Annotated in this window: 10 protein-coding genes and 1 pseudogene; 7 read left to right on the forward strand and 4 right to left on the reverse strand. The window is 41.9% G+C overall.

Annotation, left to right across the window (positions count from 1 at the left end):
• Positions 1-55 precede the first annotated feature (55 nt).
• Positions 56-338: pseudogene (locus tag HMPREF0671_RS12085) on the reverse strand (PaaI family thioesterase).
• Between the two features lie 192 nt (positions 339-530).
• Here HMPREF0671_RS12085 and HMPREF0671_RS09685 point away from each other — a divergent pair.
• Positions 531-1196, forward strand: a complete 666-nt coding sequence (locus tag HMPREF0671_RS09685; RefSeq protein WP_036899999.1) for a B3/4 domain-containing protein — start codon at positions 531-533, stop codon at positions 1194-1196.
• Here HMPREF0671_RS09685 and HMPREF0671_RS09690 read toward each other — a convergent pair.
• Positions 1193-2095 (reverse strand): YitT family protein, encoded by a 903-nt coding sequence (locus HMPREF0671_RS09690; protein ID WP_036900011.1) that lies wholly within the window; start codon positions 2093-2095, stop codon positions 1193-1195. The genes HMPREF0671_RS09685 and HMPREF0671_RS09690 overlap by 4 nt on opposite strands.
• A gap of 395 nt (positions 2096-2490) precedes the next feature.
• Here HMPREF0671_RS09690 and coaW point away from each other — a divergent pair, with 395 nt between their 5' ends.
• Genes coaW through cbiD form a run of 5 tightly spaced genes read left to right on the forward strand, consistent with a single transcriptional unit; the run spans position 2491 to position 9598 of the window.
• Positions 2491-3321 carry a type II pantothenate kinase gene (coaW, locus tag HMPREF0671_RS09695; protein WP_036900001.1) on the forward strand — a complete coding sequence of 277 codons (831 nt, stop codon included), beginning with the start codon at positions 2491-2493 and terminating at the stop codon, positions 3319-3321.
• Positions 3322-3326: 5 nt separating this feature from the next.
• Complete coding sequence (cobJ, locus tag HMPREF0671_RS09700) at positions 3327-4736, forward strand: precorrin-3B C(17)-methyltransferase (RefSeq protein ID WP_036900003.1); 1410 nt, start codon at positions 3327-3329, stop codon at positions 4734-4736.
• A gap of 26 nt (positions 4737-4762) precedes the next feature.
• On the forward strand, positions 4763-5968 hold the full coding sequence (locus tag HMPREF0671_RS09705; RefSeq protein ID WP_036900004.1) for a bifunctional cobalt-precorrin-7 (C(5))-methyltransferase/cobalt-precorrin-6B (C(15))-methyltransferase: 1206 nt from the start codon (positions 4763-4765) through the stop codon (positions 5966-5968).
• On the forward strand, positions 5965-7725 hold the full coding sequence (gene cobM / locus HMPREF0671_RS09710) for a precorrin-4 C(11)-methyltransferase (protein WP_036900006.1): 1761 nt from the start codon (positions 5965-5967) through the stop codon (positions 7723-7725). Before HMPREF0671_RS09705 ends, cobM begins: the two co-directional genes overlap by 4 nt.
• Complete coding sequence (gene cbiD / locus HMPREF0671_RS09715) at positions 7673-9598, forward strand: cobalt-precorrin-5B (C(1))-methyltransferase CbiD (RefSeq protein ID WP_232223198.1); 1926 nt, start codon at positions 7673-7675, stop codon at positions 9596-9598. The genes cobM and cbiD overlap by 53 nt, the downstream gene beginning before the upstream one ends.
• A 9-nt stretch (positions 9599-9607) precedes the next feature.
• On the opposite strand, the gene HMPREF0671_RS09720 is transcribed toward cbiD, so the two are convergent.
• Together HMPREF0671_RS09720 and HMPREF0671_RS09725 are read right to left on the reverse strand one after the other, a co-directional pair.
• A complete protein-coding gene (locus tag HMPREF0671_RS09720; RefSeq protein WP_036900008.1) occupies positions 9608-10633 on the reverse strand; it encodes an iron ABC transporter permease in 1026 nt (341 codons plus the stop codon).
• A gap of 13 nt (positions 10634-10646) precedes the next feature.
• On the reverse strand, positions 10647-11804 hold the full coding sequence (locus HMPREF0671_RS09725) for an ABC transporter substrate-binding protein (RefSeq protein ID WP_052052996.1): 1158 nt from the start codon (positions 11802-11804) through the stop codon (positions 10647-10649).
• Between the two features lie 224 nt (positions 11805-12028).
• Here HMPREF0671_RS09725 and HMPREF0671_RS09730 point away from each other — a divergent pair, with 224 nt between their 5' ends.
• On the forward strand, positions 12029-13495 hold the full coding sequence (locus HMPREF0671_RS09730) for a DASS family sodium-coupled anion symporter (protein ID WP_036900010.1): 1467 nt from the start codon (positions 12029-12031) through the stop codon (positions 13493-13495).
• Positions 13496-13859 lie beyond the last annotated feature (364 nt).

The raw sequence follows: 13859 nt of genomic DNA on the forward strand, positions 1-13859 counted from the left end.
GAGGATAAAAATAATAAAAGGACTAATCTGTCTTGATTAGTCCTTTTGTTCGTCTTTAGAATTCTATATCTACGTCTTTTCGGTATCCACTCGATGTAAAGACGCAGAGAAGTTCATTATCTTCATTCGTAATCCTTACTTCTGCAAACGGCATACGATGATGGTTGACAAGTTCTTTAGCCTCTGCATATCCCCCCTTGACATACGCCCCCAGCATTTAAATGATTGGGCGTCACTTTCATTCTTACGCGGGCATATCCCTCCTTTAATTCAAGCAACTCTGCACCTACGAGAGCTGCAAATTTATCTTTTGCAAAGAAGCCTTTTAGTTTTTCCATTGTTTTATTTATATATAGTAGTGTGATTCAACGGTTGTGTAGAATCATTGTTGGCGAAGTTAGAAAGAAAAAGTGAGATAATTCTTTCTGTCCTGAAAATAGTATGATAAGATAGATGAGTGGCCATTTGGCTAGCCTAAAAGTTTTGATTAACATTGAGATTGTTTGATGGCTTTTCCGTAAATTTGCAGTATGAAGATAATCGTAGGGAAAGAAATAGAACAAGTATGTCCGCAGTTTGTGGGAGTATATGTCGAGGCACAGGTGGTTAACACTGCTTATTGCCAACCTCTTTGGGATGAAATCAATCAATTAGGTGAACACTTTCGAGCAACATTGACGACCGAACAACTGAAAGATATAAGCGGCATTGCAGCCACTCGGAAAGTTTATAGAGCCTGCGGAAAGGATCCTTCGCGCTACCGTCCGGCTGCAGAAGCACTCGTTAGACGTTTATTACAGTCGAAAGAACTTTATCAAATCGATACGTTGGTCGACTTGATAAACCTTGCCAGCATGTCTTTCGGTTACAGTATAGGAGGCTTCGATGCCGATAAATTTGTAGGCGACACACTGCAATTAGGTGTCGGTCGCGAGGGCGAACCATACGAAGGAATAGGTCGCGGAATGATTAATATAGCCGGATTACCCGTTTATCGCGATGAAATAGGTGGAGTAGGTACACCCACCAGCGACCATGAACGGACGAAAATCAGCATTAATACATGTCACCTTGCCGTCATTATTAACGGTTATGATGGTGATGAGAAGCGTGTACAGGATAATGCCGAATTCATTCAGAAACTACTGCGCAAGTATGCTGAGAGCGATGGTGGGAGTTACTTCCTTTTTCGTTAGGCTTTCGTCTTTTGAAATTTAGACATTCCGGTCTTGAATTTATCAAAACCATTTCCATATACTCCGATGACATTACTTTGTGAAACGAATGCCGATGGGTCTATCTCGTTGATGATATGGAAGATGACTCCCGACTCTCTTTTCTTGGCTAGGATAAATAACATCTTTACTTCATGACCGGAATAGAAGCCATGTGCATCTATGACTGTGGCACCACGACGGGGTGAAACATTGATACGGCTTGCTATCTCTTTGTATTTATCCGAGATAATAAAGAACTGTACGGAGCGTCGCATGCTATTGACAACTTGGTCAATACAAAATGCTGTCACCCAAAGAACCACGTAACCGTAAATCACTTGTTCGAAGTTGTGGAACACAAAATAGCTCGACGAGATGATGAAAATGTCACACATCATGATGACACGTCCCAAGGATATGTCTTTGTATTTATTGATGATGGTTGCAACAATATCTGTTCCGCCAGTGCTACCATTGAAAGAGAAGCTAAGACCAATACCACTTCCGCAGAAGATAGCTCCAATAATACTAGCCATGAAAGGCTGGTTTTCTAGCAAATGTACATGAACACAATTCCTAAAGAAAGCTGTTGAGACGGTCAAGACAAATACTGCATAGATAGTCTTCATACAAAATTTCAACCCTAATACGCGTAGTGCGATAGCTAATAAAATTGCATTTAGGGTGAAATAAGTATACTGTACTGGGATTCCAAGTCCCCAATAAAGAACAGAAGCAATACCGGGTACACCATTGGTTGTAATGTTGTTGGGGAGTAGGAAAATTGTCCATCCCATTACATAAGATACCATTCCGATTAGAATCATGAGATAGTCTTTAATCTCATTGGTAACAGCACGTCTGTCAGTTCTTAACATCATCATTTCAATATGCTATAAGTTGTTTATCTTGGCTAGTCAGTGTTTCATGCTATAAAGACGGTGCAAAGTTACACTATTTTTGATTTATCCACTCTTATGTGCCCCTTTTTTTTCTTCATTATCGGCTACTTTGTATTTTTATTGAAAATATATTGATTTACTGCAGAGGCTTGATAGTATTTCTGCCTTGTTGTTTCAGTTTTGCTGATTGGGCTTTTCAGAATTGTTGCTTCGGCTTTGCAGCGCATTAGTTGACGAATAAATAAGTTTGCAAGTAGACGAGTTTGGGGTGTGAAGTGCTGTGTTTTCCACTTCTATAGTTTATGAGTTTTGCTACCACTATAATTCATTTAAATTGTTTATCTTTGTAGCGACAACACAAATATGAAGTAATGAAGAAAATCGTAATAGGCATTGATGTAGGTATTAGTACTACAAAGATTGTTGGTGTTGATAGTAGTAGGATGGTTATCAACCCTTTTCGTATCAAAGCTACCGACCCTGTGACAAGTCTCTATGGAGCATTTGGTAAGTATCTCTACGATAATAAGATAGAACTAAACGACGTAGAACAAGTGATGCTCACCGGTGTTGGGGCAGCATATATCAACAGTCCTATTTACGGGTTGCCCACCAGTAAGAGTCAAGAGTTTATAGCCGATGGGTTGGGAGCGCGGTATGAGAGTAAGCTCGACCGCATGATAGTGGTGAGTATGGGTACAGGTACGAGTCTTGTTATGTGCGATGGCGATGATATTCGCCATATTGGCGGTATTGGTATTGGGGGGGGGACGCTTCAAGGGTTAAGTCGTATCATGCTGAAGACCGATGATATTAAGCAGGTGGCAAGCCTAGCTATGCAGGGTGATATTAGTAAAATCAATCTGTTGATAGGCGATATTAGCGCACGTCCACTTCCCGGCCTGCCTATGAATGCAACTGCATCGCTCTTCAGTAATGCCAAGGCTAATGCCAGTAGAGAAGATATTGCTATCGGACTTATTTGTATGGTACTACAGTCTATTGGTAGTGCCAGCATCCTTTCAAGCCTTGGTAGCGGTATCAAGGACTTTGTGATGATTGGCAACCTTACACTGTTGCCACAATGCAAAGAAGTGTATCCGGGGTTGGAGAAACTCTACGGAGTACATTTTAGGATTCCTAAGTACAGTGAGTTCTGTACAGCCATTGGCGCAGCACTTGATTATATGGATAAGAAGTAAGCTTTATGAGCAATGGAAAAATTATCATCGCCGGTATTGGTCCGGGTAGTAAAGACGATATAACCCCAGCTGTGCTTGATGCAGTTCATGTTTCCGATGTTATTGTAGGATACAAATACTATTTTCAGTTTATCGCTCCATATCTCCGAGAAGGTGTGTCGTGTATTGATACCGGAATGAAAAAAGAGCGCGAACGTGCTCGAATGGCTTTTAAGGAAGCCGAGAAAGGATTGACGGTTTGCGTGATTTCTAGTGGAGATGCCGGTATATATGGCATGGCTCCGCTTATTTTAGAAATGAAACGGGAGCGTAGTAGTAACGTAGAGGTGGTGTCGTGTCCGGGTGTGAGTGCCTTTCAGAAGGCAGCTTCCTTACTCGGTGCTCCTATGGGACATGACTTTTGTGTCATCTCGTTAAGCGACTTGATGACTCCATGGAATCTTATTGAGCGCCGAATCATTGCTGTGGCACAAGCTGATTTCGTTACAGCTGTATACAACCCTAAAAGTAATGGCCGTTATTGGCAGTTATATAGATTGATTGAACTGTTCCTAAAGAATGGCCGAAATGCTGATACACCGGTTGGATATGTACGTCAAGCCGGTCGACCGGAGCAATCTGTACATCTGACAACGCTTGGTGAATTCAATCCTGAAAAGGTGGATATGTTCACTATTGTCATCATTGGCAACAGTCAAACCTATCAATGGGGAGAGAGCATGATAACCCCTCGTGGATATTATCAAGCCAATGAGGCATCTGAAGACAAACTTGGTAGGCAGATCATGATTAAAAGTTTCCAGACGATTGCTAGCGAACTTAAAGATAAGGATATACCACTTGACCATCAATGGGCATTGCTCCATGCCATCCATACCACTGCCGACTTTGATATGGAGGATATCCTTTATACCGATAAAGGAACTGTAGAGACGCTTTATAATGGGATTGTAGATGGTCGGATTGATACGATTGTCACCGACGTGACGATGGTAAAGAGTGGCATTCGCAAAGGAGCTTTGGCTCGACTGGGCGTCAATGTACTGTGTTATTTGGACGATTCGCGTGTCAAGGAAATGGCAGAGAAAGAGGGAATAACCCGTACTCAGGCCGGTATTAGACTAGCTGTGGCCGAGCATCCGCATGCTCTTTTCGCATTTGGCAATGCACCTACGGCATTGATGGAACTTTGTTCGCTGATGCGTCATGGTAAAGCTCGGCCGTCGGGTATAGTTGCTGCCCCTGTTGGATTTGTACATGTGTGTGAGAGTAAGCACATGGTAAAGACCTTTCAAGAAGTCCCGAAACTGATAGTAGAGGGGCGAAAAGGCGGAAGTAATTTAGCTGCGACGCTTTGTAATGCTATTCTCTGCTTTGACGATGCTGCACAATTGCGACCGGGTAGAGATTTGTAGAACTTTTCAATTCATCTTATAAACGCATGAGATTCATCGTTATCGGACTTTCAGATTCGCCTAGTTTTGAGTTGCCGGTTGCTGCTTTACAAGCAATTGAAACCGCTAAAGTGTTCTCTGGGGGAAAGCGTCACCATGAGCTGGTACAACATTTGTTGCCCATGGATGCTATCTGGATAGATATTGTAGCCCCGATGACAATGGTCTTTGATGAGTATGAGAGCGTCAGCAATGAAATGCGGGTCGATGAGATAGTAGTGTTTGTTTCCAATGATCCCTTGTTTTATGGTTTTGCCAATACTATTAAGCGCTTGAAGCCTGATGCCGAAATACAGCTATATCCCTATTTTAATAGTCTACAAATGTTGGCTCATCGGCTCGTGATGCCTTATCATGACATGCGAATCGTGAGTTTGACCGGGCGCCCTTGGCATGAATTTGACCGTGCCTTGATAGAACGAAGTCTGAAAATGGGCGTGTTGACCGACTGGGAACATACACCGGCAGCGATTGCCACACGTATGTTGGAATATGGTTTTGACGGATATGTGATGTCGGTTGGGGAACATTTGGGACATCCCGATAAGGAACGAGTTCGTAGTTTTGCATTGGAAGACGCCGTAAGGCATGAGTTTGAATATCCTAATTGCCTGATACTTCATGCTGATGACGATGCTGTGCCACAGCGTGAATATGGTATTGAGGAACAACGTTTTGCCCTTTTGGATGGTCGAGTCAATATGATAACGAAGATGCCGATTCGGTTGTTGTCGCTCCAAGCACTACATCTACGTAGCCATCAGGTGTTTTGGGATATAGGGTTCTGTACAGGGAGTGTCAGCATTGAAGCCAAGTTGCAATTCCCGCATTTACATGTTGTGAGTTTCGAGATTCGCCCCAAATGTGAGAAAATATTGCAAGAAAATCAAAGGCGATTCCATTGTCCGGGCATTACGGCGGTGATGGGCGATTTCATGAAAGTGGATTTAGCCAATTTTCCTGCTCCCGATGCCGTGTTTATAGGTGGACATGGTGGACGCTTAAAGGAAATATTGAATCGTGTTTATCTGCTATTACCGGTTGGAGCACATGTTGTTATGAATAGCGTCACATCGCAAAGTTTCGATTTGTTCAATGAAGCTGCTACAGAGTTAAGGATGCATACCATATCTCCAATGCGACTCACAGTAGACAATCATAATCCAATTTATATTTTATCAGCAACGAAATGAAAATAGCTATCATCCCTATATCAGCTCAAGGTAGAGCCATTGCCGACAAGCTAAAAGTAGAGTTACAGGGCGAAATTATAGTACGTGAAAGCGTAGGACGAGTTTTTCATGACTTTGATGCCTTTGTGTTTATTGGTGCCATGGGTATTTGTGTGCGTACGATAGCTCCTTTTGTGGAAGATAAACATACAGATCCGGCTGTAATTTGTATTGACAGCATGGGCAATAATGTCATCAGTGTGTTGAGTGGACATGTGGGTGGTGCGAACAAACTGACCCATGAGATTGCTGGAATGCTTGGCACTATGCCGGTCGTAACTACGCAAAGCGATTATGAAGGACTTTGGCCGTTGGATACATTGGCTAGACAGTTTGGTTGGACAGCCTCCAAAACGGAACTTAATGACTGTATTTTTGCCTTTACGAACCATAAACCGACGGCCTTACTCTTGGAGGTGAAAGATAGAGGAACAGAGTATTTAGAGCGTACTTGTCCTGATTTTGTGGATATTTATTATTGTTCGGAAGATATTGATACCTCTCGCTATGCTCTCATTTTGTCGGTTAGTTACCGGCAACAGCCTGTTGTTACTGATAATTTGACGCTAAATTATATACCTCGTTGTGTACATGTGGGATTGGGTTTGGCTCATCAAGCACAACCAACAGAGCAAATTCTTGATGAAATTTGGAGTGCTTTGTTGCGTCACAATGTTTCTCATGATGCTATTATAGACTTGAATACAATAGATGTAAAGGCCGATGAGCCGGTTGTTGCTGTATTGGAAGAAACGTATCCCTTTCATTTCTATACGGCTGAAGAGCTACAGAAGATAGATGTTCCTAATGGGAGTAAAGTGGTAGCTAAACATGTAGGTACGCCCAGTGTGAGTGAGGCTTCGGCATTATTGGCTGCAAGTGGGGGGCAACTTGTTGTGGAAAAGCAGAAAGGTGAGAAGTGGACATTGGCGGTAGCAGTTGATGTGGCTTTTCAACGTGGTGCGCATATTGAGTTTGTAGGAGCAGGGCCGGGCGATCCTGATTTGATTTCTGTTCGGGGACGCAATCTCCTTGAAACGGCCGATTTGATACTCTATGCAGGTAGCTTGGTACCTAAAGCGGTGGTAAGTTGCGCTAAAGCAGGGGCGACGGTGAGGAGCAGTGCTGATTTAGACCTTGAAGAGCAGGTGGAATTGATGCAGAATTTCTACCAAAAAGGAAAGCAAATAGTGCGTCTGCATACCGGAGACCCTTGTTTGTATGGGGCTATTCAGGAGCAAATGGCTTTGCTTGATAAGGCTCATATGAATTATCATATAACACCGGGAATTAGTGCTTTTCAAGCGGCGGCGGCAGAGTTGCGTTCTCAATTTACCATTCCGCAGAAGACACAGACGATCATTCTAACCCGTGGAGAGGGGAGAACCCCTATGCCTGAAAAAGAAAAGCTACACATGTTGGCTCACAGTCAAAGTACAATGTGCATCTATTTGAGTGCGACACTCGTAGATGAAGTGCAGAAAGAATTGTTAATGGAATATCCGGCTGAGACTCCTGTTGCAGCTTGTTATCGTTTGACATGGCCTGAACAGAAAATTTTTAGAGGTCAGTTGAAGGATTTGGCAAAGATAGTAAAGGACAATCGGCTGACACTTGATACTTTGTTGGTAGTAGGAGAAGCCATTGGCAACAGGTCAGGATTGAGTGAATTATATTCTAGTCATTTCACCCATTTGTTCAGAAATGCAAAATCCTGAGTTGCGAGACAGAGACCAAGTGGTTGCCGGCAGTGTGCTTGTTTATGGCGGAACGACCGAAGGGAGGATTGCTGTGCAGGTGTTGGAAGAAGCCGGACGACCATTTTATTATTCTACAAGAACCGACTCGCAAGAGGTGACATTACACCATGGTACTAGATTGGTTGGTGCAATGACACATAAGGAGAAGATTACTTTTTGCGAAAATCATGATATTCGTCTCGTCATAGATGCTACGCATCCTTTTGCGGAACACATCCATGAGTCTATAGTGCGATTGGTTAGCGAATTGGAAATACCTTTAATACGCTTTGATAGAAAATCTATAAATCAAAGCTTAAATGTTTGTTGGATAGATAGTTATGCCTCTTTTGTACAAGAGATAAAATTGTTAGAGATGCAATCTCAGAAAACTGTTGTTTTGTCTCTTTGTGGAGTCTCTGCTGTCAAAGAACTTCATACTTTAGAAACTGTGGCAAATGTGCATTATCGGATACTCAATACGCCTGCAAGCAAAGAAAAGGCTCTGGCTGATGGAGTTGATGAGAGCCATCTATATGATAGTCAGGAGGAACTGGAACCGCTCTTGGAACGGCTGCGTCCGGACATTATCGTTATCAAAGAAAGTGGAAGTTCTGGTGGATTCCAGCAAAAGGTAGAGGCGGCTTTACGCATAGGTTGTAAAGTATATGCTATTAAACGTCCCGATTATCATACTGTGTTGTCTCGTTTTCGAATACTGAAGAGTTGTTATCAGATAGTGAATGGCCCCTATGGACTACGACGTGCAACCGAAAAACTCTTCCCCAATTTCTTTGAATTGAAGAGTGGGCTCACTACAGGAACATATGCGACGGTAGCCGCTATCGGTGCTTGTAGACGTTTATTGCAATTAGATGAAGCTCCCATTGCGAGTGTTAAAGTTGTCATTCCGAACGGTGAATCGCTCTCTGTACCTATATATGATGGTGAGGATGAAAGCGGAAAAGTTTATTGTATGTGTATAAAAGATAGCGGGGATGATCCTGATGTAACCAACGGATTGGAGGTTTGTGCCTACGTAGAGGTTGATGCTACTGCCAAAGGACAACCGGATGATATTGCAATAGATGGTGGAGTAGGGGTTGGCATAATTACCCTGCCGGGATTTGATACGCTGCCCGGTGAGCCAGCTATCAATAAAGTGCCACAACAGATGATTCGACAAAACCTGCGATTGTTGACTGATGAACCATTACGTGTGACGATTAGCGTGCCTCGTGGAGAGGAAATTGCCGGTCGGACTTTTAATCCCAGACTTGGAATAAAGGGAGGAATAAGCATTGTAGGAGTGTCGGGGATTATCAAACCATTCTCAAAAGAGGGTTTTCTAAATTCTATTCGTAAGTGTATGCATGTTGCTAGAGCTACAGATTGTGACCATGTCGTCATCAATAGTGGGGCAAAGAGTGAGCGATATGTAAAGGCTTTTTATCCACATTTGCCCTCACAAGTGTTTGTAGAATATGGAAATTTCATAGGGGATACAATTAAAATGGCTGCTGATGAGGGATTCACTAAACTCTCATTGGGTATTATGCTGGGAAAAGCGGTGAAACTAGCGGCTGGTCATCTAGATACACATAGCAAGCATTCTACAATGGACAAGGCTTTTATTGCGTCGATGATGGTAGAAGCCCGTTGTGGAAAAGAGGTATTAGAAGCACTTGACAAAATCAAATTGGCTAGAGAGTTATGGAAAATTATGCCTCAATCGGATGTGCAGAACTTTGTGAATGTAGTTCGCAGATATTGTTTATTATATTGTGAACCGTTAGCTCCGGACTGTGAGGTGGAACTCTTGTTAATAGACAATGATGGTCGAATTTGGTAGAATGGAGTCTTAGTACTTTCGTTGTCTAGAGAAAATGATGGAGGCAACGATGGGTGCACCGACTAAAGCTGTGACCGAATTGACAGGTAAAGCCCCTTCGATGCCGGGGAAACGTACCAAAAGATTACAGACAAGAGCCAGTAGACTACCTGTTAACATGGTTGCAGGCAGGAGTATACGGTGGTCGGATGTCTGGAAGATAGAGCGACAAAGGTGGGGGACGGCCAAACCTATGAACATGATAGGACCGCAATATGCCGTAATGATAGCAACGAGTACGCCACTCGCAATAATAACTAAAGTGCGGGCACGCCGTACATTCAGTCCTAAATTTCGTGCATAGTCATCACCCAGTAGAAGCAAATTGAGCGTCTTAACCATTAGCAATTGTAAAGGTAATAGAATACCCATGATACATACAAAGAGCCACATCTCGCCACCACTGACACGAGCAAAGCTGCCCAACCCCCATACTACGAATGCTTTGACGTCTTCTTCGGGCGAAAAGAACTTTAATACTCCGATGATGGCTGTGGCTAGATAACCAATCATGACACCTATGATGAGAAGTGTTACGCTGCCTTGTACCTTCTGAGATACGGCTACGATAAGTGCCATAACTGCCAATGATCCAATGATGGCAGCTGATGTCATGGCTACATCGCCAAAGATACCAAGTCGGCTGAGAGCTACACCTCCGATGGAACCTGATAATAAGACAACGAAAGCAACGCCTAGACTGGCTCCGCTGGAGATGCCTAATACAGATGGACCAGCCAATGGATTGCGGAAAATAGTTTGCATCTGTAGACCGCTTACAGCCAATCCTGCACCGGCAACAAGTGCCACCATTGCCTGTGGAATACGTGATTTGAGAACGATGTTTCGGGAGATAATCCCTACATCTTGCCCATCTACTAAGACGTGATAGACGTCATTGAAAGGAACATGCACTGAACCAATCATGACATTGAGAATCCAAAGCAGGATAATCAGTAGGAATATAAGGACAAATATGATGAGATGCTTGTTCAAATGAGCAGGGTTTTTATTTCAGAAGTTGATAATATTTGGGTTTGTAATCTTTGAGTAATTCGGGATGGAAGATGTGAATGAGATCTTTGATCAGTATATCCGGCTCGACAGGACTACTTTCATAATAGGGAGATTGCTTCATGTTGCAATAGATGACATGTTTTTTCTGCCATGCTTTAAAATCCTTGTTACGTGGGTCGCTCTTTGCTAATGCGTCGTAAGAAAAGTGTCCTTTAAAACAGTTAAGAATACGCCAATAGTCGGCATTAGCCCCTTTAGCATACATTTCTTCGTATTCTAGTGGATAACCTCCGCTGTGTTTATCATGTTGTAGAATGTATTCTGCTCCTGCATCGTGAAAGAGTTGAGCAAGATGGTTGCGCCCTCCGACAGCAAACCAACGTCCGAAATGCATCTCACCACTCATTACGGTAGGACGGTTAGTAGTCCTTAAGGCTAATTTCTTGGCTTCTTCGTAACGCTGTACGATTGCGTTGAATAGCGAGTCGGCTTCTCTCTCCTTTCCAATAAATAGTCCAACAAATTTTAACCATTCTGCTTGACCGAGTGGAGTTTCCTCTTTATATCCTAAATGTGGAATCAGGACGACACTGGTTTGTTTGATAGCGTCATATCCCCCACGCTTAAATGGAGAGATAAAGATGAGTTGTGGATCGGCTGCTATAATCTTTTCGTTGTCGAAATTGCCCTCGTGCCCAATTTTAACTATGTTACCTGCCTTTACAAGTTGTTTGACTTCTTGGTTGAATAGGTTCTTTGTGCTTGTGATACCTGAAACCTTATCTAGTGCATGGAGAGCAATAAAATCGGCCAACTGTAGAGTTGTCATGGCAATACAGCGAGTGATAGGAACTTCAATACGGGTGTATCCGGCTGGAGTTTTTATCTCTGTTCCTCTTGGAATTAAGGCGAATTTGTAGTCTGTGGGCATTTCTTCAACACCTTTCATCGCCTTTATTGGCTTCACTTCAACGAGTTTTACACCATTAGGGAGACTTTGTACGCTAAACCCTTGAGCGTAATTGATATGAGTGGTATCGCTCGTTTCTGATTCAATGTTCTTATTGCTGATAGTTTGTTTATTACTTCCTTTGCAAGCAATAAATAATAAGGATGTAAATAACAAGATATATGTGGCATATTTGTTCATATTCATTGTATTCTTATATTATTCGCAAAATTAGCAAAAAAAATGATTTTAGGTATATGTAGACGTATATTTTGGGTAGTTGTATCTATATTGGAATGCGAAAGGAGATACTAAAAATGCCGCTTTTTTACATAAATTTATAGGTCAGATGCGCTTGTTATATGTTTTTTCTATACCTTTGCCAGCATGTCTAAATCTAATTATTAACTAATTAACAATCTATTATGCAAGAAACACTTCACAAAGTTTTATCGGGTGATTTCAATAAAACGAAATTCCTGATGTTTGCGATTACGATGCTTGTCACCGTAATCGTATGGAATCTTCCAACTTCTTTTTTCGGTATTGATGGACTTACTGTAGTTCAGCAACGCGTTATTGCTATCTTCGTCATGGCTGTCTTGCTGTGGATAACTGAGGCGATTCCCGCATGGGCAACCTCCGTTTGTATTATCTTCGTGCTGCTCTTCTTTGTATCCAACAGTTCTTTTAAGTTTTTCCAAGGTGCAGAAGGGCAGTATGGACAGTTGCTTGACTCTGTGGGTATCATGGCTTGCTTTGCCGATCCAACAATTATTCTGTTCTTAGGTGGTTTTGTTTTGGCTATCGCTGCAACCAAGAGTGGTCTTGATGTGATGATGGCTAAGGCGATGATAAAGCCTTTCGGTAATAAATCAGAGAATGTTCTTTTGGGCTTTTTGCTTATTACCGGTATCTTCTCTATGTTTATTAGTAATACGGCTACAGCTGCTATGATGCTGACATTCTTGACTCCTGTGTTTCGTGCATTGCCTCCTGAGGGAAAAGGGCGTATCGCTTTGACATTGGCAATCCCTATTGGTGCAAACATCGGTGGTATGGGTACACCTATTGGAACACCTCCAAATGTATTCGCAGTCAAATATCTGAATGACCCGGCAGGATTGAATATGGGGATTACTTTCGTCCAATGGATGATGATCATGATACCACTTGTTATTGTCTTATTGACTATTGCATGGTATCTTCTTACTAAATTGTTCCCCTTTAAGCAAAAGACTATCAATCTAGAAATCAATGGTAACATGAATCGTAATTGGCGTACGGTTGTTGTAGCTATTACATTTATTGCCACGATTTTGTTGTGGGTATTTGGCGATAAAGTCGGTATTAATGCTAACACTACAGCTATGTTACCAATTGCTGTGTTCGCTTTTACCGGTGTTTTGAGTGCTAAAGATTTACAAGATATTGACTGGGGCGTCATTTGGATGGTAGCTGGAGGATTTGCTCTAGGTATGGCTATGAATGGAACAGGCTTGGCTGAACAGGCTATAAAGAGTATTCCATTCGGCAATTGGAATCCGTTTGTTATTCTTATTGTGGCATGTTTGATTTGCTATGTATTAAGTAACTTCATTAGTAATACTGCTACAGCGGCTCTATTACTTCCTATTCTTGCCGTAGTTTGTAAGGGTATGGGTGAAAATTTAGGTGCTATTGGTGGTACAGTAACTGTTCTTGTAGGTATCGCAGTCGCTGCTTCTGCTGCTATGTGCTTGCCTATTAGTACTCCTCCTAATGCTATAGCCTTCTCAACAGGGTTGGTTCGCCAAAACGATATGCTTAAAGTTGGTATCATGGTGGGTGCTATCACGCTTGTACTAGGTATTAGTGTCCTAATCGTATTTGGTAAATTAGGTATATTCTAGCAAGATATTAGATTAAAAAAATATTTCTATATCGTATTAGGGGCTAATTCTTTATTGAAGGATTAGCCCTTTTCTTTTGGGTAAAATAATTACTCTTTAAAATAAAAATACATAGTTCTCTAAACAACATTGGCTCTTTAACTGTAGTTTACATTCCTAAATAGAACATAATTATTTGATTTGGAAAGCATTATAGGATTAATTAATTGTTAAAATGATACTGAATTAACAATTCTTATTATTAAGAATCGAACTTCCTTTTTAATTTAATTTTATATTTGTATCAATCGAAGTAAAATGGAATTATACGGATACCATGTCGCAATCTATCATGAATAAAAACTCCATTTAGATTTGTGTATCG

This window comes from Prevotella sp. S7 MS 2, from assembly GCF_000762865.1.
Classification (GTDB): domain Bacteria; phylum Bacteroidota; class Bacteroidia; order Bacteroidales; family Bacteroidaceae; genus Prevotella.